This is a genomic window from Nocardiopsis sp. CNS-639 (assembly GCF_000381685.1).
Lineage (GTDB): Bacteria > Actinomycetota > Actinomycetes > Streptosporangiales > Streptosporangiaceae > Nocardiopsis > Nocardiopsis dassonvillei.
Window position 1 is genome coordinate 116695 of sequence record NZ_KB906858.1, and the last position, 26030, is coordinate 142724.

Sequence of the window (26030 nt, forward strand, 5' to 3'; positions counted from 1 at the left end):
GCCCGCCGCGGGGTCGCGCGAAGGCTAGAACGCCTTCGGGTCGCCCTCGTGGAACCGCTTGCCGTTCACGGCCTCCGACACCCCGACCCTGTCCAGGTAGGGGGTGATGCCGCCGGTGTGGAACGGCCAGCCCGCGCCGGTGATCAGGCACAGGTCGATGTCGGCGGCCTCGGCCACGACGCCCTCGTCCAGCATGATCCGGATCTCCCGGGCCAGCGCGCGCAGCGCCCGGTCCAGGATCTCGCTCTCCTCGGACGGCTTGTCGCCGCCCACGAGCAGCGCGCGGACCTCGGGGTCGATGCTGAAGTCGGGGGCGTAGATCGCCGTCTTGCCCGCCTTCACGATCTCGGCCAGCTCGGCCGAGACCGCGAAGCGCTCGGGGAAGGCCTCGTGCAGGGTCTCGGACACGTGCAGCGCGACCGCCGGGCCCACCAGCTGGAGCAGCAGCAGCGGCGACATCGGCAGGCCCAGGGGCGCCACCGCGCGGTCGGCCTTCTCGGGCTCGGTACCCTCGCCGACGGCGCCCAGGACCTCGCCCATGAACAGGGTGAGCAGGCGGTTGACCACGAACGCCGGGGCGTCCTTGCACAGCACCGCGGTCTTCTTCAGCTTCTTGGCGGTGGCGAAGGCCGTGGCCAGGGCGGCCTCGTCGGTCGCCTCGCCGCGGACGATCTCCAGCAGCGGCAGGACCGCGACCGGGTTGAAGAAGTGGAAGCCCACGACCCGCTCGGGGTGCCGGAGCTTGGACGCCATCTCGGTGATCGACAGCGAGGAGGTGTTGGTGGCCAGGATGGCCTCGGGGGAGACCACGGCCTCCACCTCGGCGAACACCTGCTGCTTGACCTCCATCTTCTCGAACACGGCCTCGATGACGAAGTCGGCGTCGGAGAAGGCGTCCTTGGTCAGCGAGCCGGTCACCAGGGCCTTGAGGTGGTTGGCCTTGTCGTTGTTGACCCGGCCCTTCTTCAGGAGCTTGTCCACCTCGCCGTGCACGTAGGCCACGCCCTTGTCCAGGCGCTCCTGGTCCAGGTCGGTCATGACGACCGGCACGTCCAGGCGGCGGGCGAACAACAGCGCCAGCTGCCCGGCCATCAGGCCGGCGCCGACGACGCCGACCTTGGTGACCTTGCGTGCCAGCGACTTGTCGGGGGCTCCTGCGGGGCGCTTGGCGCGCTTTTGCACCAGGTCGAACGCGTACAGGCCCGCCCTGAGCTCGTCGCTCATGATCAGGTCGGCCAGCGCGTCGTCCTCGGCCGCGAAGCCCTCGTCGCGCGTGCGGGTCTTCGCCTGGGCGACCAGTTCGACCGCGCGGGCCGGGGCCGGGGCGGCGCCGTGCAGCTTGCCCTCGACGGTGAACCGGGCCATGTCGACCGCGTTGTCCCAGGCCTCGCCCTTGTCGACCTCGGGGCGCTCGACCACGACGTCGCCCTTGACGACCCTGGCGGCCCAGCGCAGCGACTCCTCGACGAAGTCGGCGGGCTCGAACATCGCGTCGGCGATGCCCATCTCGAAGGCCTGCGTGCCCTTGAGCACCTTGTTCTGGGCGAGCGGGTTGTCGATGATGACCTTGAGGGCCTTCTCGGCGCCGATCAGGTTCGGCAGCAGGTAGGTGCCGCCCCAGCCGGGCACCAGGCCCAGGAAGGTCTCCGGCAGCGACAGCGCCGGGACGCCCGAGGAGATGGTGCGGTAGGTGCAGTGCAGCGCCACCTCGACGCCGCCGCCCATGGCCGCGCCGTTGACCAGCGCGAAGGTGGGCACGTCCAGCTCGCCGAGCTTGCGGAACACGTCGTGGCCCAGCTTGCCGATGGCGTGCGCCTGCTCGCGGTTCTGGAGGGCGGGGACGCCGGTCAGGTCCGCGCCCACGGCGAAGATGAACGGCTTGCCGGTGACGGCCACGGCCACGATGTCGGTGCGCGCCCTGGCGGCCTCGATCGCCGCGTCCAGGCTGAGCAGCCCGCCGGGGCCGAAGGTGTTGGGCTTGGTGTGGTCGTGCCCGTTGTCCAGGGTGATCAGGACCGCGGTGCCCGCGCCGTAGGGGAGTTCGACGTCGCGGGAGAGGGCGTTGGTGACGACCTCGTCGCTGAACAGTTCCCGTGCCTCGTCGATGACGGTGCTCACTTGCCCCCCTCGTAGTTGGTGTTCTCCCACAGGACGGTTCCGCCCATGCCCATGCCGACGCACATGGTGGTCAGGCCGTAGCGGACGTCGGGGCGCTCGGCGAACTGGCGCGCGAGCTGCATCATCAGGCGCACACCCGAGGAGGCCAGCGGGTGGCCGAGGGCGATGGCGCCGCCCCAGGGGTTGACGCGGGCGTCGTCGTCGGCGAGGCCGAAGTGCTCCAGGAAGGCCAGCACCTGCACGGCGAAGGCCTCGTTGATCTCGATCAGGCCGATGTCGTCCATCGAGATGCCCTGGCGGGCGAACAGCTTCTCGGTGGCCGGGACCGGGCCCACGCCCATGACCTCGGGCTCCACTCCGGCGAAGGAGAAGTCGACCAGGCGCATCCTGGCGTCCAGCCCCAGTTCCCCGGCCACGTCCTCGGCGGCCAGGATGGCGCCGGTGGCGCCGTCGTTGAGACCGGCGGCGTTGCCGGGCGTCACGTTGCCGTGCGCGCGGAACGGGGTCTTGAGGGAGGCCAGCGTCTCCATGGTGGTGCCGGGCCGGGGCGGCTCGTCCTGGGTGGCCAGGCCGTAGCCCTTCTCCAGGGAGCGGACCAGGACCTCGACCAGGTCGGGCTGGATCCGGCCGTCGGCGTAGGCCTTGGCGACCTTCTCCTGGCTGCGCACCGCGTAGGCGTCGGCCCGCTCCTTGGTGATGGAGGGGTAGCGGTCGTGCAGGTTCTCGGCGGTGTTGCCCATGACCAGCGCGGACGGGTCCACGAGCTTCTCGGAGAGGAAGCGCGGGTTGGGGTCGACGCCCTCGCCCATGGGGTGGCGGCCCATGTGCTCGACTCCGCCCGCGATGACCACGTCGTAGGCGCCGAAGGCGATGCCCGCGCCGGAGGTGGTGACGGCCGTGAGCGCACCGGCGCACATGCGGTCGATGGCGTAGCCGGGGACGCTGCGGGGCAGTCCGGCGAGGATCGCGGCGCTGCGCCCGATCGTCAGGCCCTGGTCGCCGATCTGGGTGGTGGCGGCGATGGCGACCTCGTCGACGCGCTCGGGGGGCAGCCCCGGGTTGCGGCGCATCAGTTCGCGGATCACGCGTACGACGAGGTCGTCGGCGCGCGTCTCGGCGTAGAGGCCCTTGCCTGACTTGCCGAACGGGGTGCGGACCCCGTCGACAAACACGACATCGCGGGCAGTTCGCGGCACGATGGCCCCTCCTTCTCCAAGGGTGGATGGACTCGTCGACCCCCATGCTACTCGTCAGTAACAACTTCTGCGAGCAGTGGAGCCCCCCGACTTCGGTCAGGGGCGGAAGTCAGGGGCGATCCCCGACTTTCGGCGGTGGCACCGCCCGCCCCGCGCGCGGTTTGCTGATCGGACGTTCCACCACGGAACACAGCGAACCACAGCGGGCGGCGCGAAGACGCCGTGCGACGACATCGGGGGCCCACGTGTCAGATCCGGGCGTGCGCGACGCCGACCACGCCGCGGCACCGGACGCCGCGCCCAAGGCGTCCCCGCGCCGCCTGTGGGAGTACGCCCGCCCCCACTGGCGGGTGCTCGTCCTGGGCGGGGCGCTCACCTTCCTGGGCGGCCTCACCAGCCTGTCCCAGCCCCTCCTGGCCAAGTACGTCATCGACGCCCTCGGCGCGGGGGAGCCCGTCCTCGGGCCGGTCCTGGCCCTGACCGCCGTCATCCTCGGCGGCGCCCTCATCGGATCCCTGGGCGCCTTCCTGCTGGAGCGCACCGGCCAGAGCGTCGTGCTCGGCGTGCGCCGGGGCCTGGTGGGCCGACTGGTCCGACTGCGCGTGGCCGAGGTCGACCGCCTCAAGCCCGGCGACCTGGTGGCCCGCCTGACCGCGGACACCACCCTGCTGCGCACGGTCGCCACCAGCGGCATCACCAACCTGTTCACCGGCTCGGTGCTCCTGGTGGGCGGCGTCGTGGTCATGGCCGTCCTCGACGGCCTCCTGTTCCTGCTGGCCGCCGCGATGATCGTCATGGTCGGCCTGGTCATGGGCGTGATCCTGCCCCGGATCGGCACCGCCACCCAGGCGGCCCAGGCCGCGCTCGGCGAGATGGGTTCGCGCCTGGAGCGGATCTTCGGCGCCTTCCGCACCGTCAAGGCCTCCTCGGCGGAGGAGGCGGAGACCGCCCGCCTGGACGCCGCCGCGGTCGAGTCCTGGCGCAGGGGCGTGGCGGTGGCCGGGTGGACGGCCGTGTCGGGCACCACCGCCTCGCTGGCGGTCAACGTCGCCTTCCTGGCCATCCTCGCCGTCGGCGGGGGACGCGTGGCCGCGGGGGAGCTGCCCGTCTCCTCCCTCATCGCCTTCCTGCTCCTGCTCTTCTACCTCATGGAGCCGATCAGCACCCTGGTCAGCTCGGCCACCGAGCTCCAGACCGGCCTGGCGGCCGTGCGGCGCGTGGACGAGGTCGCCGAACTGGACCAGGAGGACCTCCGTGAGGGCGCCGACCCCGCGGCGGACGCCGACCGCCCCGCCTCGGTCGTCTTCGAGGACGTGGCCTTCCGCTACCACCCCGACCTGGCGCCGGTGCACCACGCAGTGAGCTTCGAGGCCTCCGGGGCCGGTCTGACCGCCCTGGTCGGCCCCTCCGGAGCGGGCAAGACCACCGTGTTCTCCCTGGTGGAGCGGTTCTACGACACCACCTCCGGCCGGGTGCTCCTGGACGGGACCGACGTGCGCTCATGGCCGCTGACGGCGCTGCGCGCCCAGATCGGCTACGTGGAGCAGGACGCCCCGGTCCTGGACGGCACCCTGCGCGAGAACCTGCTCATGGCCGCCCCGGAGGCCACCGAGGAGGAGCTGGCCCGGACCGTGCTCCGTGCCCGCCTGGGGGACCTGGTGGCCCGTCTGCCCGACGGACTGGACAGCGCGATCGGCCACCGGGGCGTGACGGTCTCCGGAGGGGAGCGCCAGCGGGTGGCCATCGCCCGCGCCCTGCTGCGCGGCCCCCGGCTGCTGCTCATGGACGAGGCGACCTCCCAACTGGACGCCGCCAACGAGAGGGCCCTCAAGGAGGTCATGCTGGACGCGGCCCGCCACACCAACGTCATCGTCGTGGCGCACCGGCTGTCCACGGTCACCAGCGCCGACCGGATCGTGGTCATGGACGCCGGACGGGTGCGCGCCGTGGGCACCCACGAGGAGCTGGTGGCCGCCGACGACCTCTACCGCGACCTCGCCGCCGGGCAGCTGCTCACCGCCGAGACCCCCTGAACACGCCGGGGGGCCGGGGTCGCGCGACCCCGGCCCCTCCAAGGCCGCCTCGCCGGATCAGGCGCTCTGCGCGTGCCGCCCTTCCGCCGTCGCCCGCGGGCCGATCGAGGGGGGACGACGGTCGTCTCCGGCGCGCCGTCCCCGGCCGGCGACGGCCGTGCCCGGGAGGGCGCGGCCGTTCACAGCAGCGCGTTGGCCTCGCGGTACCGGCCCGCGGCGTTGTAGGCGCCCGCCAGGTCGCGGCGCAGCCGCAGCGTCAGCCGCCGCACCTCCGGGTCGCCGGAGGAGTTCAGCGCCACCCGGTAGGCGTCGCGCAGCACCTCCACCGCCTCGTCGGAGCGTCCCGCCTGCGTGTAGGCGCGGCCCAGGCGGTGGTGCACCGTCAGGGTGTCCAGGTGCCCCTTGCCCAGGCGGCGCCGCCGCCCGGCCAGCACCATCCGCAACTGCCCGATCGCGTCCTCGTAGCGCCCGGACATGCTCTGCGCCGCGCTCAGCCCCAGCCGCAGCTCCTCACGGCGCTCGGTGGAGGCCACGTCCTCGATGGCCCGCTCGTAGTGCACCACGGCCGCGTCCAGGCGGCCGCTGCGCCGGTAGCAGACCGCCAGGCGCATGCGCGCCTCCACGGTGTCCTCGTCGGCCGAGCCGAACTGGCGCTCGCGCTCGCGCAGCAGCATCTCCCACTGCCCCGCGGCGTCCGCCGGACGACCGGCGTCCTCGTAGGCCCAGGCCAGGTTCTCGCGGATGATCTCGGTGCGCGGGTGCTCCTCGCCGAAGACCGCCACCGCCTCGGCCAGGGTCAGCTCGAACTGCTGCACCGCGGCCTGGCGGCGCCCCATCTGCGCGTACTTGGTCGCCAGGTTGTTGCGCGCGGTGATCGTGTCCGGGTGCTCGGTACCCAGTCGCTCCACCAGCGAACGCAGCGTCCGCTCCAGGGAGGCGGCCCGCATCCCGGCGGTGGGGGCGGGGGCCTGGGCCACCCCGGAGGTCGCCCGCGCCGCCTCCTCGCGCGCCCCGGTCAGGGCCAGCGGCTCGGTGGGCGCACCGCTCGCCGGCGCGGGGCTCGGCACGGAGACCCCGGTCGGCCGTTCCGCTGGCTTCTCCACGGGTTGCTCCGCGCGCGCAGGCACGGTGGTATCGGCGGACCGGGTCCTGGTCGCGCCCTTGAGTCCGGTCTCGCGCAGCAACGCACGCCAGAACGACAGCACAATCACCACATTCCCCTGATCGCGCACCGCGGCCCCAGGCCTGCGGCGTAACACCCGTTGGACAACCCGTACCCAGAAAGCGCCAGGGCACGTTTCTATAACTTAATCGGACACCGGGCTACGGAACAGGCACCAAACGCCCTGAGGGCACGGTGAGTTCGCTCACTCCTGGGTTGATCGTGACAGAACGGGGTAAAACGCTACGCCTGATCGGCCGTCCGCAACGCTGTGGCCAGGGGTTCCGCAGTCAGGGTGACCTGCCACTCACGGGCTCCGCGCTCACGCAGGAACGCGCCCACCGCGTCGGGGTCCACCGCCCGCGGCGGCGCCCACGCCAGGCGGCGCACCGTGTCCGGCAGCAGCAGGTTCTCGGTCGGCATGACGACGTCCTCGGCGATCCCCGTGACCGTGGCCCGGGCCGCCTCCAACCGCCGCGCCGCCTCCGGCGCCCGGTCGCCCCACCGGTTCACCGGCGGCGGGCCGTCGCCCGGCGCGTTGGGCCGGGGCAGCTCCGCCTGCGGCATGTCGCGCGCCCGGTTGACCGCCTTGATCCACGTGGTCAGGTAGCGCCGCGCCAGCTTGATGCCGAACTGCCGGATCTTGGCCAGCTCGGTGGTGGTGCGCGGCATGGCGGTGGCCGCCTCCACGATCGCCGCGTCCGGCAGCACCCGGCCGGGCGAGATGTCCCGCTCCTGGGCGATGCGGTCGCGTTCGTACCAGAGCTCGCGCACGGCGGCCAGGGCGCGCTGGTTGCGCACCCGGTGGATGCCCGAGGTGCGCCGCCAGGGGTCGGTACGCGGTTCCTTGGGCGGCGCGGACAGGACCGCGGCGAACTCCTCGCGCGCCCATTCGAGCTTGCCGCTCTCCTCCAGCTCGACCTCCAGGGAGTCCCGCAGGTCGATGAGGATCTCCACGTCCAGCGCCGCGTAGCGCAGCCAGTCCTCCGGCAGCGGGCGCTGGGACCAGTCCACGGCCGAGTGCTCCTTGGCCAGCCGCAGGTGGAGCAGCCGCTCCACCATGAACCCCAGGCCGACCCTCTGGTATCCCAGCAGCCGCCCGGCCAGTTCGGTGTCGAACAGGCTCCGGGGCCGCAGGTTGATCTCGCTCAGGCAGGGCAGGTCCTGGTGCGCGGCGTGCAGCACCACCTCGGCGTCGCCCACGGCGTCGTTGAGCGCGCTCAGGTCCGGGCAGGCGATGGGGTCGATCAGCGCCGACCCCGCTCCCTCGCGGCGCAGCTGGACCAGGTAGGCGCGCTGCCCGTACCGGTAGCCGGAGGCGCGTTCGGCGTCCACCGCCACGGGGCCGGTACCGGCGGAGAGCGCGGCGACCACACCGGCCAGCGCGTCGGCGTCGGAGGTGACCTCGGGCAGGCCCTCGCGAGGTTCCCGCAGAAGGGGGGCCCTCTCGGCGTCGTCGTCGTTGCCTGGTTCGCGGGGTTCTGTCTTGGAGTTCAACGCGTTCGCCACACCACTACGGTATGCGCTGTCGCCACCGGACGCGGATCCGGACCGGCCGCGGGCCCCGGGGACACAGGGGCCCGCGGTCAGGGCCGGGAGCGCTTTCCGGTGATGTCGGTGACGTCCAGCGGCGGCAGCCCCGCGGCCGAGGCCAGCAGCGCCGACCACGCCTGGACGTGCCCGGTCAGGTCGTCGGACTCCGGTGTCCAGGAGGCGCGCATCTCCACCTCGGTGGTGGCGCCCTGGTCCGCCTTGGTGCCGAAGCCCTCGGTGGTGGCACGGGTGACCGTGCCGCTCAGCGTGTGGTGCGTGGCGCCGCACGCGTCCAGGGCGTCGGTCAGCCAGCTCCAGGCGACCGGTCCGAGCAGGGGGTCGGTCGCGATCTCCGACTCCAGTTCGGAGTTGGCCTGGCAGACCACCCGGAAGGGACCCGGCCAGTCGCGGGTGTCCTCGGGGTCGTACAGGACGATGAGTCTGCCCCAGGCGACCTCCTCTCCGTGGACGGTCACCTCGGCCGAGACCGCGGCGGAGTGGGGGGCCAGCCGCTGGGGGGCGGGGATCTCCCGGACGGTGATCTCGGGTCGCGGGAGAGGTGAGCGCAGGGCCTCGACCGCTCGCCGGAACGTCTCGTGTGCGTCCTCGGCGCTACCGGCATCGGGCATGGTGGGAACGTCAGCCTTCATTCTGGGGTGATCACGTCTGGGCGGGGGCGTGTGGACATGCTCCGTCCCTCCGCCGGGGGCGGAAAAGGCGGGCACGTCAAAGACCGTGGCATGAGTCACGGGCCGCGAGTCGGAGTTCGCCCGGCGTGTCGGCGTTTTGTGATGATCTTGGGACCGGCCGGTCGCCGACGGTGCCGGTTCGCGCCTTCCCCGGCCCCGCCGCGGGTGCGCGCACGGGCGCGTCCGGGTTCGGCGATCCGAGTGGGAGCACCGGGCGGGGCATGGCACGATCGAGGGGTGACCCTGCAAGATTCTCCTTTCCTCCGCGCCTGCCGACGCCTTCCCGTGTCCCACACCCCGGTGTGGTTCATGCGCCAGGCAGGGCGCTCCCTGCCCGAGTACCGACGGGTCCGCGCCGACGTGCCGATGCTTGAGGCCTGCGCGCGCCCCGACATGATCACCGAGATCACGATGCAGCCGGTGCGCCGCTACGACGTCGACGCCGCGATCTTCTTCAGCGACATCGTCGTGCCGCTCAAGGCCATCGGCATCGACCTCGACATCAAGCCCGGCGTCGGCCCGGTGGTCGCCGACCCGATCCGCGACGCGACCGGCGTCAAGCGGCTGCGCGAGATCGAGCCCGGCGACGTGCCCTACATCACCGAGGCCGTGGGCCAGCTGGTCGGCGAGCTGGGCGACAAGCCCCTCATCGGCTTCGCGGGCGCCCCGTTCACCCTGGCCTCGTACCTCATCGAGGGCGGCCCCTCCAAGAACCACGAGCACACCAAGGCGCTCATGTACGGCGAGCCCGAGCTGTGGGACGAGCTGATGCGCCGCCTGGCCACCATCTCCCTGGGCTTCCTGCGCACCCAGATCGAGGCGGGCGCCAGCGCCGTCCAGCTCTTCGACTCCTGGGTGGGCGCCCTGAGCGCCGAGGACTACCGCGCCTCGGTGCTGCCCTACACCTCGTGGATCTTCGGCCAGCTCGCCCAGCACGAGGTGCCGCGCATCCACTTCGGTGTGGGCACCGGAGAACTGCTCAGCCTGCTCAGCGAGGCCGGGGCCGACGTCGTGGGCGTGGACTGGCGCGTGCCGCTGGACAAGGCGGTCCAGCGCGTCCAGCCCGGCACCGCCCTCCAGGGCAACCTCGACCCGGCCACCCTGTTCGCGCCCTGGGAGGTCGTCGCCGAGCGCACCCGCGACATCCTGGCCCGGGGCCGCGCCGCCGACGGCCACGTCTTCAACCTGGGCCACGGCGTGCTGCCCAGCACCGACCCGGACATGCTCCAGCGGCTCACCGCGTTCGTGCACGAGGAGACCGCCGTCTAGGCGGTGTCCTCTGGGACCTTCCGCTTCGCCTCGGCCCGCCCGCCGCCCGCCATCGCCCGCTGGGGCGCTGCGCGGCGGGGCGGGTTCACCCCCCGTCCCCGGGCGGCCTTCCGCCGGGCCCGGAGGACGTGCCGGGGCCTTCGTCCCTCGCGGTGGACCCAGCGCCGCCCGAGGGGCGGCCCGGGGCCGGACGGTCGGACGCGGCGCCCACCGGGGCGGCGCCCTTCGCGGAGCCGGTCCCACTACCGCCCGCGGAGGAGGCGCCCTTCGCGGACGCGCGCCGACGCGAGCGGTACCACCACAGCGGTCCCGCGCCCAGCACGGCGGCCACCACCAGGAACGGCAGCAGCCAGCCCACGACCACGGCCACGCCCTGGCCGAAGGTCACCAGAGCGCGCCAGCCGCGCTCCAGTCCGCCGAGGAAGCCGATGGAGTCCTCCGAGGGCTCCTCCAGGTAGGTCTCCGGGGGCAGCAGGGTCAGGTTCACCGTCGAGTACGCCGTCTGGTTGCGCAGCGTCTCCAACCGCGCCTGGAAGGCCTCCAGCTCCGCCTGGCGGTTCTGGATCTCGCCCTCCACCCGCAGCAGCTCGTCGACGTCCTCGGCCTCCTCCAGGTAGCCGCGCAGCGTCTCCAGGGCGGTCTCGGAGGACTCGATGCGGCTCTCGACGTCGGCCACCTCCTCGGTGACGTCCTGCACCGACCGCTCCAGGTTGGAGCGGTCGCCCAACCGCGACAACTCCTCCAGGGCGCCCTCGTAGCCGTCGCCCGGGACGCGCAGCGTCAGCGACCCCTCGGGGGAACCGCCCTGGGGGGTCGACACCCGCTCCGAGGCGACGTAGCCGCCCGCGTCGAGGGTCAGCTCCTTGGCGAGCCCGACCGCCTCGGACACGTCCTCGACCCGTACCGACAGATCGGCGGTGTGGACCAGCTCCCGGTCGCCGATCTCCACCTCGGAGCCGACGGCCGAACCGCCGCCCTCCTCGGCGGACTCCGGGCCCGCCTGCTCCTCGGGCAGCGCCCGGTCAGCGGACTCGGGGGCCACGGCCGCGGACTCGTTGACGGCCCCGGCGCCGCCGTCGGACATGGGGGAGGCGCAGGACGTGGCCAGAAGGGCCGCCAGGCCCACGGAGAGCACGGTCCCGGCGACACGCCGGGCCGGGGGGAGGGCTGAGGTAACCATGCCCGCTTCGACGTGCTCCGCCGCGGTCCCGTTGCGGCGCCGTGGTAACGACCGGGCAACGGCGGCGTGCGGCGGCGGGGCCGCCCCGGTCCGCCCGGGGCACCGCGCGCGGACCCGACGCGGGGCGCGACGCGAATCACGGGGTGTCGCGGGGGAAGGCGGATCACGGTGACCCAGGTCATCTGGGAAGCTGGGGGTATGCCTGAAGCACCGCACGTCGTCGTGGTCGGGGGCGGGGTCTCCGGACTCACCGCCGCGCACCGCCTCCGTGGTCTGGGCGCCGCCGTCACCGTGGTGGAGGCCTCCGACGCCCCCGGGGGCAAGCTGCGCGCCTCACCGGTGGCGGGGGTGTCCGTGGACGCGGGCGCCGAGGCGGTGCTCGCCCGCCGCCCCGAGGCGCTGGACCTGTTCTCCGAGCTGGGCCTGGACGACCGGGTGGTGCACCCCGGACCCGGCGCCGCCGCCGTCTACAGCCGCGGACGGGTGCGCCCCCTGCCCAAGGGCCAGCTCATGGGCGTGCCCGGCGACCTGCGCGCGCTCGCCCGCAGCGGGGTGCTCTCCGGGGCCGGAACCCTGCGGGCCGGACTCGACCTCGTGCTCCCGCGCACGCCGGTGCGCGGCGACGTGTCCGTCGCCGACTACGTCGGGGCCCGCATGGGCCCCGAGGTCGTCGACCGCCTCGTCGAGCCCCTCCTGGGCGGCGTGTACGCGGGCCGCGCCGACCGGCTCTCCCTGGACTCCACGCTGCCGCAGATCGCGCCCATGGCCCGCCGGAACCGCTCCCTGATGCACGCCGTGCGCACCAGCCTGCGCGGCAGGGGAGCGGCGCCCACCAAGCCCGGGCCGGTGTTCGCCTCCCTGCGCGGAGGCGTGGCCGGGCTCGTCGGCGCGCTCGCCGAACGCCACGCCGACAGCCTGCGCGTGGGCTCGCGGGTGCGCGCCCTGGAGCGCCTGCCCGAGGGCTGGCGGGTGCGCCTGGACAGCAATGAACGCATCGCCTGCGACGGCGTCCTGCTCGCCTGCCCCGCCCCCGAGGCGGCCCGCCTGCTCGCCGGGCACGCCCCCGGCGCCTCCCGCGACCTCGGCGGCGTCGAGTACGCCAGCATGGCCCTGGTGACCCTGGCCCTGCCCGCGTCCGCCTTCCCCGAGCCGCTCACCGGCACGGGCTTCCTCGTCCCGGCGGGGGAGGGGCTGACCGTCAAGGCCGCCACCTTCTCCAGCAACAAGTGGCCCTGGATCGCCGAGGAGCTGGCCGCGGCCAACCCCGGCGACGATCTGGTCGTGCTGCGCTGCTCCATCGGGCGCTTCGGCGAGGAGCGGGTCCTGGAGCGCTCCGACGAGGAGCTGGCCGCGGCCGCCGTGCGCGACCTGGCCACGGTCACCGGCATGGCCGGGGCGCCGGTGCAGACCCGGGTCACCCGGTGGACCGACGGTCTGCCCCAGTACGCCGTCGGCCACGCCTCCCTCGTCGAGCGCGTGCGCGCCGACGTCGCCCGCAGCCCCGGCCTGGGGGTGTGCGGCGCGGTCTACGGCGGCGTGGGCGTCCCCGCCTGCATCGCCGACGCCCTCCAGCAGGCCGACCTCCTGGCGGGCGCCCTCACGACGAACAGCCCCACCGGCGGCGACGAGGCCGCCGGAACGAACCAGCAAGGAGTCAACCCGTGACGGGCCAGCACAACGAAGCCGTCGAGCAGGACGGCAGCGACCTCAACTCCCTCATCCGCTACACCATGTGGTCGGTCTTCAAGGTCGGGGCCCTGGACGGGGTCGACCGCGCCGCCGCGGCCGACGAACTGGCCACGCTCCTGGACAAGGCCGCCGAGCAGGGTGTGACCACCCGCGGCAGCTACGACGTCCAGGGCTTCCGCGCCGACGCCGACATCATGTTCTGGTGGGTGGCCGACTCCCCCGAGCAGGTCCAGGACGTCTACACGGCCTTCCGCCGCACGCGGATCGGCCGGGTGAGCACCCCGGTGTGGTCGGTCGTGGGCCTGCACCGCCCCGCCGAGTTCAACCGCGGCCACGTGCCCGCGTTCCTGGCCGGGGAGGAGCCGCGCGAGCACCTGTGCGTGTACCCGTTCGTGCGCTCCTACGAGTGGTACCTGCTGCCCGACGACGAGCGCCGCGCGCTGCTCGCCGAGCACGGCCGCATGGCCGCCCCCTACCCGGACGTGCGCGCCAACACGGTGTCCTCGTTCGGGCTCAACGACTACGAGTGGCTGCTCGCCTTCGAGGCCGACGACCTGCACCGCATCGTGGACCTGATGCGCCACCTGCGCGGCGCCAAGGCCCGCCTGCACACCCGCGAGGAGGTGCCGTTCTACACCGGCCGCCGCAAGAGCGTCGCCGAGCTGGTCGAGTCCCTGCCGTAGACGGCCGCAACGCGAACGGGGGCGCCCCCGGGAAGGAACTCCTTCCCCGGGGCGCCCCCGCGCGTGTACGTCAGTCCTGCGCCGCGGCGGCCCGCCGCACGGCCAGGACGTAGAACGGGATGGTGACGATGAAGCCCAGCACGGCGGCGCTCATCAGGTAGATGAGCGTCTGGCCCGCGGGCAGGCCCATGCCCCACACGGCCATGAGGGCGACCCCGACGGCCAGGATGCCCAGCACCGCGTGGGCCTTGCGCCCGCGCGGCTTGGGGTACTCCATCCGGCTCACCATCAGCCAGGAGATGAGCAGCACCGCCGTCACCCCCGCCACCAGCGGCGGGTCCAGCAGGACCACCGTCACCACGGCCATGGCGCCGAACGGGCACGGCAACCCGGTGAAGTAGCTGGCCCCCGGGGCCTGGCAGGAGAACCGGGCCAGGCGCACGATGACCGCGAGCAGCACGGCCCCGCCCGCCGCGACCGGCAGCAGGTCCGGGCCCTCGGTCCGCATGCCCCACACGACGAAGAAGAACGCGGGCGCGAACCCGAAGCTGATCACGTCGGCCAGGTTGTCCAGCTCCGCGCCCATGCCGCTGCCGCCCAGCTTGCGGGCGACCCGTCCGTCGAGCACGTCCAGGGCGGCCGCGACCAGCATCAGGCCCACGACCGTGGCCATGGCCGTGCGCGGCAGCGGTCCGGCGATCCCGGCCGCCTCCTGCGCGGACTGGGCCACCACCAGCGCCCACACCGCCAGGAAGCCGCACAGGGCGTTGCCGAGCGTCAGGTAGTCGGCCACGCCCAGACGCAGCCTGGAAGCCTCCTGCGGAACGGTGGAGGCGGCCCCGTCGGCCGCCACGGCGTTCTCAGTCGGCGTCAAGGCGGGTTTCTCCGGCCCGGACCTTCTGGCCGACCTCCACCGCCGGGGCGATCCCGGACGGAAGGTAGACGTCGACCCTGGACCCGAACCGGATGAGACCGATCCTCTCCCCTTGCTCGACCTTCTGCCCCGCAGCGAGATACGGGACGATACGCCTGACCATCGCGCCGGCGATTTGAACGACCGTGATCGCACCGATCTCGGTTTCAAGGGTCCAGATGACGCGCTCATTACGCTCGCTGTCCTTGTCGAATGCGGGGCGGAAGCCGCCGGGTCGGTGCTCGACGCCTGTCACCACGCCGGCGAGGGGGGCACGGTTGACGTGCACGTTGAGGGGGTTCATGAACACCGCGACCCTGGTCCGCCCGTCGGGCTGGGGGTCGAGGCTCTGCACGACGCCGTCCGCCGCGGACAGCACCCGTCCGGTCGCCGGGCCGCGCTCGGGGTCCCGGAAGAACCAGGTCATCCCCGCCGCGAGCCCGACCACCGGGACGGCGAGCGCCGTGCGGGCCCGCGAGCCCCGGGCGGCCAGGACGGCGGCTCCGGCGGCTCCCAGCGCGGGCAGCAGCCACGGGGCCGAACCCTGTGCCATGCCCAGGCGCGGACGCGCCACGGGGCGGTGGGAGGCGGATGAGAGTGGTGAGTCGTCGGTCATCGAGCGCTTTCGTCGCGGGTCTGTCGGTTCGCCCGCACACAGGTTGCCGCTGCGGGGGTCGGCCCGGGGCTCCCGGGCCGGCTGGCGGAGGGGCCGGATGCGACCGGCCCCGCGCGCCGCGCCCCGCGGGCCGGTGGGGGACCGGCCGTTGGTGCGCTGAATGCGATTATTCCTGATTCCGCCGAGAACGGGTCGCGGGTGCGCGCCGCCGTCCCCGGGCGGTCCCGGTCCCGCCGTCCGGCACCAGGATCGTACGGCAACCTACTCGGTCGGCTCCAGGGTGAGGGCGACGGAGTTGATGCAGTACCGGTCGTCGGTGGGGGTGGCGTACCCCTCGCCGTGGAAGACGTGGCCCAGGTGTGAGTCGCATGTGGCGCACCGCACCTCGGTGCGCACCATGCCCAGGGAGCGGTCCTCGTGCAGGACCACCGCGTCGGAGTCGGCCGGGTCGTAGAAGCTGGGCCATCCGCAGTGGGACTCGAACTTCTCACCGGAACGGAACAGTTCGGCGCCGCAGCCGCGGCAGCGGTAGACCCCCGCGGTCGTGGTGTCCACGTACTCCCCGGTCCACGGGCGCTCGGTGGCGGCCTCGCGCAGTACCGCGTACTCCTGGGAGTTGAGCCGTTCGCGCCATTCCTGGTCGGTCCGGGGGATGTCCTTGGGCCCGCTGCCGTTGTCCTGGGCCTGGTCCGCTGAGTCAGCCATGGGACGACGCTACCCCGAATCGGCTCCGGATGCCGCCTCAGCACCGTTCGTGCCGCAAACACTCACATATGACATTCGGGACAGGAAAACCGTCCCAAACGGCCAGACCCTCCTAACTTCGGCCTATGCGACGTTCGGTAGCCGAAGGCGAGGGTACGGCTGTAGCCAGGGTCAGTGGTCGAACAGTGCACTTGAGGCAGGTGACATGACCGTTACAACGCATCAGGCACTCGGAGTGAACAGGCGACCGCTGCGCGTGGGCAGGATCCGGTACGGACTGTGGTGGCTCGACCAGAACACCACGGGCGCGCGGTCCCTCCTGAGGACCGTCGCCGACGGAGCGGCCACCACCGGTCGTGAGCTGCGCTGGGCCGCCGAGCTCAGCGTCCGCTCCACGGTCGTGCGGGCCGCTCGCGCCCGGCCCGAACCCTGGAGCGAACGCACGCTGCTGCTCGCCGCCGCGGCCGTCGCCGTGTGCGCGCTGGCGGTCGCGCTCCTCCTGGGGTTCGGCATGGCGCGGTGGGCCATGACCGCGTCGGACTCCCTGCCCTTCGCCGCCGCCGGTGCGCTGGCGGTGGGACTCGTCCTCCTGCCGTTGACGTACCTGGTGTTCGCCTCCAAGCGAGGCGGTCGCTGAAGTCGGTCCGAGAAGGGGGGAGGGGCGCCGGGGCGGCGTCCCTCCCCCCTTCTCGGGGTTCGGGGCCTTCGGGGGCTCGGGGGCGTGCGGCGCTGCCCCGGGGACGGGCGGGACGCGCGAGCGGGGACCGGGACCCGGCTCAGGCGTCGAAGTCGTACCGCAGCACGTAGGCCGAGCCGTCCATGGTGATCTCGTTGAACTCCACCGGCCGGTGGTCGGCGGTCAGCGCGGTGCGCGCCACCTCCAGCACCGGGGTTCCGGGGGCGAGTTCCAGCACCTCGCTCTCCTCGGGGGTGGGCATGCGCACCCGGATCTCCTCGGTGAAGTGCGCCGGGGCGTGCCCCAGTTCGGCCAGGCGCGCGTAGATGCCCCCCGGCCCGCTGTCGTGGTCCCGCACGCGCAGGGCCGACGGCTCCCCGCCGTCCCCCAGCACGGCCAGGGGCAGGTGCGAGACGGCCTGTTGCACCGGACGCCCGTCCACGAGGTAGCGGCGCGAGCGCCGCACCACCCCGGCCCCCTCGGCCAGGCTCAGCGCGCGCGCCACGTGCGCGGCGGGCGCCGGCTCGTCCACGCGCAGGCTGTCCACCTCGTACCCGCGGTCCTCGCTGTCGACCTGCCAGATCGCGCGCCCGCTGCCCCACAGATCCTGGGACAGCCGCCGGGCGCCGTGTCTTCGCAGGGGCCGGAACAGGCGGACGTAGATGCCCGAGCCGCGCACGGCCACGGCCAGGCCCTCGTTGATCAGTACGGAGAGCGCCTGCCTCGCGGTGGCCCGTGCGACGCCGTGGCGTTCCATGAGGGTGTTCTCCCCGGGCAGGCGGTCGCCGTCGGCGTACCGTCCGGAGCGGATCTGTTCGCGTAGTTCCTCGGCTATTCCGCGATAGACCGGAGGGGATCCGTTTTCGGACGTCGGCACCACGTTCATCCTCTCGGCCGGGGGGCCAAGCCGGTAAGCCCCGTCAATGCGGTGTGTCCTGGGTCCAGCAGCGGTGTTTCCAGTGGAGGGCACACCTCGGGTATGTCCGGTTGCGGGATGGTTCATGCGTGGTTGTGAGGCGGCCGAAACCGAGCGGTCACCGGTGTGTCCTCCGCAGACGCCCTATTCCCTGACGTAACGCGCGAACAGGCTCCCCTCCGCCTCCAGCAGGTGCGCCATCCGCACGGGCGTGCTCCGCGCTCCGGTGGTGCGCTCCGGCGCTCCGGGAGCGTCCGGTCCCCCCGCCACGATGCGCGGCGGCCCCGACCCCAGCAGGTGCGGGCTCAGGGTCAGGCACAGCTCGTCCAGCAGCTCCGCCGCCACGAACTCCGCCAGCAGGCGCGGGCCGCCCTCGGTCAGTACGCGGTACAGTCCGCGCTCGGCCAGGGCGTCCACGATGTGCGCGGGCGCCACCGAGTCCCCCTCGACCACCACGAGGTCGGCGCGTGCGGCCACCTCGCGGCGCCTGTCCACGGGGGCGCCGCTCGTGGTGAACACCAGCGTGCGCGCGTGCGACGGCGCTTGGGTGAGCAGGTCGGCGGGCAGGTCGAGGGAGCGGGAGACCACCGCCACGGCCGGTGTCCGCGCCCGTCCCTCGCGCAGCCCCTCCCACGCCCTGCGCACGCGGACCGGCCCGTACCCCTCCACGCGCGCCGTGGCCGCGCCCACCAGCACCACGTCGCACAGGGCGCGCAGCGCGCCCATGATCCTGCGGTCGGGCGCCGAGGACAGGTCCCTGCTGCGCCCCGAGGGGCCCACGGCGCCGCCGTCGGCGCTGGCCACCATGTTGGCGCGCACCCAGGGGCGGTCCAGGTCGGCGGGGTAGGCGTAAGCGGCGGCCGGGTCCGCGTCCGCGCCGCCGGGGACGGGCAGCAGCTGCCGGAACGCGATGGGGGCTGCGGGGGTTTCCGCGCCGGTGTGTGTACTCGACATGGTCACCCAGAGTAGGCGGTGGCCCGGGGCACCCCGAGGAGGGGGGCGCGAGCCCCCCTGCCCAGCCTTTTTCACCCAGCATCTCCAACGCGCCGTGCCACCACCAGAGCGGATCTTGTCCTGTGGACAACCGGGACGCCGCGTGCGCGGCGACGGGCCCCGGCCGAACCGGCTTCTCCGTTGCCCCCGTTGGTGTCCTCGTGCGTCTTCGCATTCCACCGGCCGTCCACGCCGACGGGCCCCGACAGCCCCCGCCAGGGAGCTTCCGGGGCCCGTGTGCCCGGTCCCTCAGGACCGCGGGGACGGCGTGTGCTTGTGCGACACCCGGCGCAGCAGCAGCAGCGCCCGGTCGATCACCCGCACCGGACCGGAGGCCGCCACGAACGGCCGTCCCTCCACGTCCGGCTCGGCGGTGTCCAGCACGGTCTCCCAGGCCATGCCGTACTCGGTGCCCGGAACGGTGAAGTCCACCGTCTCCGGGCCGCTGTTGAGCAGCAGCAGGAACGAACTGTCCCGGATCCGCCGACCGCGCGGGTCGGGTTCGGTGATGGCGTCCCCGTTGAGGAACACGCCCAGGGCCTGGCCGGTGGAGTTCCAGTCGTCGCCGGTCATCTTCTTTCCGTTCGGGCGCAGCCACACGATGTCGGGCAGCCCCCTCTTCCCGGCCTTGGCACCGCCCACCGGGCTGCCCCGGAAGAACCGGCGGCGCCGGAACACCGGGTGGTCGCGGCGCAGCCGCGCCAGCCCGCGCACGTAGTCCAGCAGGTCGTTGTCGGGCTCCTCGTCCTCGCCGAGCCCGGCGCCCTTCCAGTCGATCCAGGCGATCTCGTTGTCCTGGCAGTAGGCGTTGTTGTTGCCGTTCTGGGTGCGTCCCACCTCGTCACCGTGGGAGAGCATCACCACCCCCTGCGACAGGTACAGGGTGGTGAGGAAGTTGCGCACCTGGCGGCGGCGCAGCGTGATGATCGCGGGGTCCTCGGTGGGCCCCTCCACACCGTGGTTCCAGGACCGGTTGTCGTCGGTGCCGTCCCGGTTGTCCTCGCCGTTGGCCTCGTTGTGCTTGCGGTCGTAGGACACCAGGTCGGCCATGGTGAAGCCGTCGTGGCAGGTGATGAAGTTGATGGAGGCCACCGGTCGGCGGCCGTCGTCCTGGTACAGGTCGCTGGACCCGGCCAGGCGCGAGGCCAGCTCGCCCACCACGGGCTCGCCCCGCCAGTAGTCGCGCACGGTGTCGCGGTACTTGCCGTTCCACTCGGTCCACAGCGGCGGGAAGTTGCCCACCTGGTAGCCGCCCGGGCCCACGTCCCAGGGCTCGGCGATCAGCTTGACCTGCGAGATCACCGGGTCCTGCTGCACGATGTCGAAGAACGTGCTCAGCCGGTCCACGTCGTGGAACTCGCGGGCCAGGGCCGAGGCGAGGTCGAAGCGGAACCCGTCCACGTGCATCTCCAGGACCCAGTACCGCAGCGAGTCCATGATCAGCTGCAACGAGTGCGGATGGCGCACGTTCAGGCTGTTGCCGCAGCCGGTGTAGTCGAGGTAGTAGCGCTGGTCCTCGTCGCTGACCCGGTAGTAGCTGAGGTTGTCGATGCCGCGCAGCGACAGCGTGGGCCCCATGTGGTCGCCCTCGGCGGTGTGGTTGTACACCACGTCGAGCAGCACCTCGATGCCCGCCTCGTGCAGCGACTTGACCATCGCCTTGAACTCCTGGACCTGCTGCCCGCGCGAGCCGCGCGCCGCGTACCCGCTGTGCGGGGCGAGGAAGGCCAGGGTGTTGTACCCCCAGTAGTTGGTCAGCCCCCGGGCCACCATGGCGTGCTCGGGCACGAAGTGGTGCACGGGCATGAGCTCGACCGCGGTCACCCCCAGCGAGGTGAGGTAGTCGATCATCACCGGGTGGGCCAGTCCCGAGTAGGTGCCCCGCTGGTGTTCGGGGATGCCCGGGTGGCGCATGGTGAGCCCGCGTACGTGCGCCTCGTAGATCACCGTGCGGTGGTAGGGCGTACGGGGCCTGGACTCGTTTCCCCAGTCGAAGAACGGGCTGACCACCACGCACTTGGGCACGTAGGGCGCGCTGTCCTTGGTGTTCCTGCGCTCCGGTGAGGCGAAGTGGTAGCTGAACAGGGATTCGTGCCAGGTGAGGTTGCCGTTCAGCGCCTTCGCGTAGGGGTCGGTGAGCAGTTTGTTCGGATTGCACCGCAGCCCCTGCTCCGGGGCGTAGGGCCCGTGGACGCGGTACCCGTACTGCTGTCCCGGTCCGACGCCGGGAAGGTAACCGTGCCAGACGAAACCGTCGTACTCGGTCAGTGGTATACGCGTCTCCTCACCGTCGTCGTCGAACAGGCACAGGTCCACCTGTTCGGCGGCCTCGGAGAAGAGGGAGAAATTGGTGCCGGACCCGTCGTAGGTCGCACCGAGCGGATAGGAACTACCTGGCCAGACTTCCACCATAGGCGTCGTCAGTCTCTTGGATTCGGGGCCTTCGGAAGGGGCTGTTCGGGCCCGCGCGCCTCCGGCCGTTCCTGGAGGGTCTGCGCGGGCCCGCTCCCCGTCCGAAAGCAGGCGGTCGTGGTCTGTGACGACTTCTTTGTTCCGCTCCGGACGCCGAAGTATGCCGACCTGGCCGATGATCATTCATCGGCCGTCCCTCTTGCGGGTTTTTGTGGGAATTATCAGGGTTAAGAGTGGTAATCGGGATTTATGAGGTTAAGAAAGGGTGTCCGTGTGCTCTCGGCACGCCTCTGGTTCCCCTCGTGCCCAGCGCGTTCCGGGGCCGGTACGACCGGGGCCGTGCAGGGGCGCACGGCCCCGGCCCCCACCGGCGCTCGCCGCGGCCGCGGCAGAGCGCCCCCGGACCCCCGTACGGAGGAGGGCGGCACGCCCCCGGCCCCCTCCGCACGACGGGGGCGTGCCCCCGGCCTCACCGGCTCGGGCGGGCCCGGTCCAGGATCAGCTCGGTGTCCACCCCTCTGGGCAGGGTGCCGAACACGTGCCCCCACTCGCCCCCCAGACGCGAGGCGGTGAACGCCTCGGCGACCGGGGTGGGCGCGTGGCGCAGCAGCACCGACGCCTGCAGGACCAGCGCCATCAGCTCCACCACCGTCCGCGCCCGGTACTGCGCCTCCTCCGGGTCGCCCAGGGCCTGCTCCAACCGCTTGACCGCCGCGTCGTAGTGGTCGTCCACGCCCGCGGCCGCGCGCAGCTCGGCCAGGAAGGCCTCCAGCGCCTCGGGGCTGCGGCCCATCGCGCGCAGCACGTCCAGCGCCGCCACGTTGCCCGAGCCCTCCCAGACGGAGTTGAGCGGGGAGTCCCGGAACAGCCGGGGCATCCCCGACTCCTCCACGTACCCGTTGCCGCCCAGGCACTCCAGCGCCTCGGCGGCGTGCGCGGGCTGGCGCTTGGTCACCCAGAACTTGCCCACGGCCACCCCCAGCCGGCGGAAGGCGGCCTCGGTCTCGTCCCCGCGCACCGCGCGGTCCACGGCACCGGCCAGACGGGTCATCAGCGCCGTCGCCGCCTCCGACTCCAGTGCCAGGTCGGCGAGCACGTTGCGCATCAGCGGCTGCTCGACCAGCACCCCGCCGAAGGCGCTGCGGTGCTCGGCGTGGTGCAGGGCGTGCACCACCGCGGCGCGCATGCCCGCGGCCGAGCCGATCACGCAGTCCAGCCGGGTGCTGTTGACCATCTCGATGATGGTGGGCACGCCCCTGCCCGCCTCGCCGACCAGATGGGCGACGGCGCCGTCGTACTCCAGCTCCGCCGACGCGTTGGAGCGGTTGCCCAGCTTGTCCTTGAGCCGCTGGATGTGCAGCGCGTTGCGGCCGCCGTCCTCCAGCACCCGGGGCACCAGGAAGCAGCTCAGCCCCTCGGGCGCCTGCGCCAGCGTGAGGAAGAAGTCGCTCATCGGCGCCGAGGTGAACCACTTGTGCCCGGTCAGCACGTGGTGCCCCTCGGCGGTGGGGACCGCGCGGGTGGTGTTGGCGCGCACGTCCGAGCCGCCCTGCTTCTCGGTCATCGACATGCCCGCGAGGAGCCCGCGCTTGGTGTGCGGCGCCCGCAGCCCGAAGTCGTAGACGGGCGCGGTGAGCAGCGGCTCGTACCGCCGCGCCAGCTCGGGGGAGTGGCGCAGGGCCGGGACCGCCGCGTAGGTCATCGACACCGGGCACCCGTGACCAGCCTCGGGCTGGGACCACAGGAAGAACTTGGCGGCGCGGGCCACGTGCGCGCCCGGGCGCCCGTCCGCCCACGGCGCGGCGTGCATGCCGTGCTCCACCGCCTGGTCCATGAGCACGTGGTAGGCGGGCTGGTAGTCGACCTCGTCCACCCGGTGGCCGTAGCGGTCGTGGGTGCGCAGCACCGGCGGGTAGGCGTTGGCGGACTCGCCCCAGGCGCGGACCCGCTCCGAACCGGCCGCGTCGCCGACCTCGCGCACCTCGGCCTCGGCCCATCCGGCGCCCTCGCGCCGAAGGCCCTCCACGAGCGCCGGGTCCTCCGCCGCCGCGTAGTCGCCGAGCGGGGGCGCCTGGTTGAACACCTCGTGTGTGGGGGGCACGGCGGCCACCTCTTTTCGTTGCTGGTCGTGGGCGGTCGGAGTGCGGGAATCCTATCCCCGCAGGGGACACCGAACAGAACCAGGTTCGGTCACGCTTGGGTCCCGGGTCGATGGCCGCTCTCGGGGACGACGGGTCCGGCCGTGGCGCCTCCGCCCGGTCACGGCCAGAGCAGGCCGCGTTCCCAGGACGCGTCGACGCCCGGACGGGTGTAGCGCAGGCGCGTGTGGCGGCGGTCCCGGTCGGCCTGCCAGAACTCCACCTCGGCCGGGCGGACCAGGTACAGGCCCCAGTCCTCGGCAACCAGCTCCGGGTCGCGCTCCAGCCGCTCCCGGCTCTCCCGCGCCACGCGGTCGACGTCAGCGAGGTCGTCCAGGGGCTCGCTCTGTCTGCCGTGCAGACCGGCCACCCTCGACTCCAGCGGCCGCGCCAGGTAGTCCGCGGCGCACCGCTCCGGGGCGGCCAGCTCCGCCCGCCCGCGCACCCGCACCTGGCGGCCCTGTCCGATCCAGTGGAACAGCAGCGCCACCGCCGGGTTGCGGGCCAGTTCCCGTCCCTTGCGCGAGCCGGTCGTGGTGGCGAACCACCAGCCCTCGGGCGTGAAGTCCTTCATGATGACCACGCGGGCCGACGGAGCCCCCTCTCCGTCCACGGTCGTGACCGTCATCGCGTGCGGCTCGGCCACACCGCTCTCGACCGCCTCGGAGAACCACTCCAGGAACAGCTCCGCCGGGTCCTCGGGCGCCGCTCCGGGGTCGAACTCCGGCAGCGCCCCCGAGAACACCGGCAGCCCCCGCAGCAGGTCCCGGACTCCGCTGCGCACCGCACTCCGCTCCTCCGACACGGACACCCCCACGACTCCTCGGTCGGTCGGCGCGCGTTCGCGGCGCCCACCTTCGATTCTTCTGGGCCGCGGTCGCGCGGACAAGCCGCTTTCCGAGGTTGTGGACAACCGCGTGCGGCCCTTTCGGGGGACGCGGCGGGGGAGGAGCCGGAAGGCGGCCGGTTCCCGTCGTCGGGCCGGTTCTCGCGTTCGCCCCGCCCGGCGGCAGGCCCGCCCGCGACAACGCGAACGGGCGGCCCGTCCGGTGGGCCGCCCGTTCGTTCCTTCCGTCTCGCGCGCCCTGTCCCGCGTCGTCTGCCCTGCGCCGCCTTGTCCGCCCGTACGTCCCCACAGCGCGGACGCCGGGCACCGCAGCCGTCGGCGCTCCCGCCTCGACCGGCAGTGCTCCGCGCCTCAGCGGAAGCTGGTCGCGTGCCGCGACGCCACCGCCGCGTCGTAGCGGTCCAGCACCACCCCGGCCATCTCGGGCACGTCCCCCAGCGCCTCGGACACCGCGTACGCACCCGCCTCCAGCGACCGGGCGCGCACCCGGTCGGCGAAGAACCCCGGCGCCAGCAGGTAGGTGGCCACGGCCACCCGCGACGCCCCCCGCTCGCGCAGGGCGGCCACCGCCTCCCCCGGGCCGGGGGAGGCCGCGGACGCGTAGGCGGCCACGACCTCCCGCCAGGGACCGCGCCCGGCCAGCTCGGCGGCCATCGCCGCCACGGTCGCGTTCGCCCCGGGGTCGCTGGAACCGGCCGAGGCCAGCACGAGGGCCGTGTCGGGGTCGGGGCGCACCCCCGCCTCGTCCAGGCGCCGCTCCACCGCCTCCGTCAGCAGCGGGTGCGGACCCAGGGTGTCGGCGTAGCGCACCCGCAGCCACGGGCTGCGCCCGCGCGCGTCCGCCAGCACCTTCGGCAGGTCCACCTTGCTGTGGTAGGCCGCCGTCAGCAGCGCCGGCAGCACCACCGCCTCACCCGCCCCGCGCGCGGCCAGCTCCTCCAGCGCGTCCCGCGCTGAGGGCGCCACGTGGTCCAGGTAGGACACGCGCACGTCGAGCTCCGGGCGCAGCGACCGCACCCGCTCGAACACCGCCGACACGGCCCGCGCCGACCTCGGGTCCGCGCTGCCGTGCGCCACCGCCAGCAGGGGCACGCCCCCGTCCCGGCCTCCGCCGCCGCGTGCCCCGGTTCCGTCCACCGTCATGGCCGTCCTCCTCCTCGCTTCCGAGCGCCGCCGCACCCGGCGCCGCCGCCCCCGACACCGCCGGGCCGCGGCGGAGCCGCGGCCGGGCCGTACGGCCCGGCCGCCGGAGGCGCACTCAAACGTGGATTCCGCACTCGGTCTTGCCCGTGCCGGACCACCGGCCGCTGCGCGGGTCCTCGCCCGGGGCCACCCGCCGCGTGCACGGCTCGCAGCCGATCGAGGGGTAGCCGTCGTACTGGAGCGGGTTCACGATGACCCCGTTCTCGGCCATGTAGGCGTCCACCTGGTCCTGGGTCCACCGGGCGATCGGGTTGACCTTGGTCATCCGCCGGCGCCGGTCCCACTGCACGACGGGGGTGTCGCGGCGGGTCGCCGAGTCCTCCCGGCGCAGACCGGTCAGCCACGCGGCGTAGGGCTCCAGGGCCCGCTGGAGGGGCTCCACCTTGCGCAGGTGGCAGCAGATGCCGGGGTCGCGCCCGTGCAGGCGCGGGCCCAGGGCCAGGTCCTGCTCGGCCACCGTGCGGGTGGGCTCGACGTTGATGAGGTTGATGTCGTACACGGAGGCCACGGCGTCACGCGTGCCGATGGTCTCGGGGAAGTGGTAGCCGGTGTCCAGGAAGATGACGTCGATCCCCGGCACCGTCCTGGAGACCAGGTCCACCATGAGCGCGTCGGCCATGGACGAGGTCATGCACAGCTGGTCGCCGAAGGTCTCGGCGGCCCAGGAGATGACCTCCGGGGCGGAGGCCTCCTCCAGTTCGCGCGCGGCCCGCTCGGCGAGCTCGGGACCGCCCAGGGGGGTGATGGTGGTGGAGTTCATGAGTTCCCTTCCGTCGGTCTGGAGGGGGCGCCTCCCGCGGAGAAGGACGCGGAGCGCAACCCGACGTACTTGACCCGAAACACCCGGGCACAGGACAGGCAGGCCCAGGGGTAGCCCTCTCCCTTGACGGCGGCGCCCTCCTCCGGCACGAGGTCCTCGTCGCCGCAGTAGGGGCAGTAGTGGGGCGCGGCCCTCTCGGACATGGCGCACCTCTTCCTCTCGCTCGGGTCTTCCAGGTCGTTTCGCGGCCGTGGGCCGGGCCGGTCCGCACGCGGACCGGCCCCGGTGCCGCGGCCGGA

General features: G+C 73.3%; 22 protein-coding genes. 5 read left to right on the forward strand and 17 right to left on the reverse strand.

The window, feature by feature from the left end; translation table 11 throughout:
• Positions 1-24: 24 nt before the first annotated feature.
• Entirely contained in the window at positions 25-2118 is a 2094-nt protein-coding gene (locus G011_RS0109835; RefSeq protein ID WP_019608312.1) for a 3-hydroxyacyl-CoA dehydrogenase NAD-binding domain-containing protein, read from the reverse strand.
• Positions 2115-3314: an acetyl-CoA C-acyltransferase gene (locus G011_RS0109840; RefSeq protein WP_013153854.1), complete on the reverse strand. Its 1200-nt coding sequence runs from the start codon at positions 3312-3314 to the stop codon at positions 2115-2117. Before G011_RS0109840 ends, G011_RS0109835 begins: the two co-directional genes overlap by 4 nt.
• A 260-nt stretch (positions 3315-3574) precedes the next feature.
• On the opposite strand from G011_RS0109840, the gene G011_RS0109845 reads away from it, so the two are divergent.
• Positions 3575-5347 (forward strand): ABC transporter ATP-binding protein, encoded by a 1773-nt coding sequence (locus G011_RS0109845; RefSeq protein WP_019608314.1) that lies wholly within the window; start codon positions 3575-3577, stop codon positions 5345-5347.
• A gap of 179 nt (positions 5348-5526) precedes the next feature.
• Here G011_RS0109845 and G011_RS0109850 read toward each other — a convergent pair whose 3' ends face one another.
• From G011_RS0109850 to G011_RS0109860, 3 genes are all read right to left on the reverse strand, one after another.
• Complete coding sequence (locus tag G011_RS0109850) at positions 5527-6552, reverse strand: tetratricopeptide repeat protein (RefSeq protein WP_019608315.1); 1026 nt, start codon at positions 6550-6552, stop codon at positions 5527-5529.
• Positions 6553-6752: 200 nt separating this feature from the next.
• Positions 6753-8006, reverse strand: a complete 1254-nt coding sequence (locus G011_RS0109855) for a ribonuclease D (protein WP_019608316.1) — start codon at positions 8004-8006, stop codon at positions 6753-6755.
• An 89-nt stretch (positions 8007-8095) separates the two neighbouring features.
• Positions 8096-8671, reverse strand: a complete 576-nt coding sequence (locus G011_RS0109860) for a DUF3000 domain-containing protein (protein WP_019608317.1) — start codon at positions 8669-8671, stop codon at positions 8096-8098.
• Between the two features lie 303 nt (positions 8672-8974).
• Between G011_RS0109860 and hemE the strand changes: the two genes are divergently transcribed.
• Entirely contained in the window at positions 8975-10000 is a 1026-nt protein-coding gene (hemE, locus tag G011_RS0109865) for a uroporphyrinogen decarboxylase (protein WP_071623235.1), read from the forward strand.
• Positions 10001-10085: 85 nt separating this feature from the next.
• Here the strand turns inward: hemE and G011_RS0109870 are convergent, their stop codons facing one another.
• The gene (locus G011_RS0109870) at positions 10086-11180 is read right to left on the reverse strand and encodes a DUF4349 domain-containing protein (protein ID WP_051104343.1); all 1095 of its coding nucleotides are present in this window, start codon (positions 11178-11180) and stop codon (positions 10086-10088) included.
• Between the two features lie 198 nt (positions 11181-11378).
• Here G011_RS0109870 and hemG point away from each other — a divergent pair, with 198 nt between their 5' ends.
• Together hemG and hemQ are read left to right on the forward strand one after the other, a co-directional pair.
• Positions 11379-12845 (forward strand): protoporphyrinogen oxidase, encoded by a 1467-nt coding sequence (gene hemG / locus G011_RS0109875; protein WP_026338181.1) that lies wholly within the window; start codon positions 11379-11381, stop codon positions 12843-12845.
• Positions 12842-13552 (forward strand): hydrogen peroxide-dependent heme synthase, encoded by a 711-nt coding sequence (hemQ, locus tag G011_RS0109880; protein WP_019608321.1) that lies wholly within the window; start codon positions 12842-12844, stop codon positions 13550-13552. The genes hemG and hemQ overlap by 4 nt, the downstream gene beginning before the upstream one ends.
• 70 nt (positions 13553-13622) lie before the next feature.
• Here hemQ and G011_RS0109885 read toward each other — a convergent pair whose 3' ends face one another.
• The 3 genes from G011_RS0109885 to msrB all read right to left on the reverse strand — a co-directional run bounded on the left by G011_RS0109885 (position 13623) and on the right by msrB (position 15786).
• On the reverse strand, positions 13623-14426 hold the full coding sequence (locus tag G011_RS0109885) for a phosphatidylcholine/phosphatidylserine synthase (RefSeq protein WP_026338182.1): 804 nt from the start codon (positions 14424-14426) through the stop codon (positions 13623-13625).
• Complete coding sequence (locus G011_RS0109890; RefSeq protein ID WP_019608323.1) at positions 14413-15081, reverse strand: phosphatidylserine decarboxylase; 669 nt, start codon at positions 15079-15081, stop codon at positions 14413-14415. Before G011_RS0109890 ends, G011_RS0109885 begins: the two co-directional genes overlap by 14 nt.
• A gap of 261 nt (positions 15082-15342) precedes the next feature.
• Positions 15343-15786, reverse strand: a complete 444-nt coding sequence (gene msrB / locus G011_RS0109895; RefSeq protein ID WP_013153843.1) for a peptide-methionine (R)-S-oxide reductase MsrB — start codon at positions 15784-15786, stop codon at positions 15343-15345.
• A gap of 205 nt (positions 15787-15991) precedes the next feature.
• On the opposite strand from msrB, the gene G011_RS0109900 reads away from it, so the two are divergent.
• The gene (locus G011_RS0109900) at positions 15992-16423 is read left to right on the forward strand and encodes a hypothetical protein (RefSeq protein ID WP_369757354.1); all 432 of its coding nucleotides are present in this window, start codon (positions 15992-15994) and stop codon (positions 16421-16423) included.
• A gap of 139 nt (positions 16424-16562) precedes the next feature.
• On the opposite strand, the gene G011_RS0109905 is transcribed toward G011_RS0109900, so the two are convergent.
• The 8 genes from G011_RS0109905 to G011_RS0109940 all read right to left on the reverse strand — a co-directional run bounded on the left by G011_RS0109905 (position 16563) and on the right by G011_RS0109940 (position 25934).
• Entirely contained in the window at positions 16563-17348 is a 786-nt protein-coding gene (locus tag G011_RS0109905) for a GntR family transcriptional regulator (protein WP_019608325.1), read from the reverse strand.
• 174 nt (positions 17349-17522) lie between these two features.
• Positions 17523-18332 carry a dihydrofolate reductase family protein gene (locus tag G011_RS0109910; RefSeq protein WP_026338185.1) on the reverse strand — a complete coding sequence of 270 codons (810 nt, stop codon included), beginning with the start codon at positions 18330-18332 and terminating at the stop codon, positions 17523-17525.
• 288 nt (positions 18333-18620) lie between these two features.
• A complete protein-coding gene (glgX, locus tag G011_RS0109915; protein WP_019608327.1) occupies positions 18621-20783 on the reverse strand; it encodes a glycogen debranching protein GlgX in 2163 nt (720 codons plus the stop codon).
• A 469-nt stretch (positions 20784-21252) separates the two neighbouring features.
• Positions 21253-22884, reverse strand: a complete 1632-nt coding sequence (locus G011_RS0109920; protein WP_026338186.1) for an acyl-CoA dehydrogenase family protein — start codon at positions 22882-22884, stop codon at positions 21253-21255.
• Between the two features lie 158 nt (positions 22885-23042).
• Positions 23043-23732 (reverse strand): pyridoxal 5'-phosphate synthase, encoded by a 690-nt coding sequence (locus G011_RS0109925; protein ID WP_019608329.1) that lies wholly within the window; start codon positions 23730-23732, stop codon positions 23043-23045.
• 387 nt (positions 23733-24119) lie between these two features.
• On the reverse strand, positions 24120-24911 hold the full coding sequence (locus G011_RS0109930; RefSeq protein WP_019608330.1) for a sirohydrochlorin chelatase: 792 nt from the start codon (positions 24909-24911) through the stop codon (positions 24120-24122).
• A 115-nt stretch (positions 24912-25026) separates the two neighbouring features.
• A complete protein-coding gene (locus tag G011_RS0109935; protein WP_019608331.1) occupies positions 25027-25731 on the reverse strand; it encodes a phosphoadenylyl-sulfate reductase in 705 nt (234 codons plus the stop codon).
• Entirely contained in the window at positions 25728-25934 is a 207-nt protein-coding gene (locus G011_RS0109940; RefSeq protein ID WP_013153834.1) for a hypothetical protein, read from the reverse strand. The genes G011_RS0109935 and G011_RS0109940 overlap by 4 nt, the downstream gene beginning before the upstream one ends.
• Positions 25935-26030: the final 96 nt, after the last annotated feature.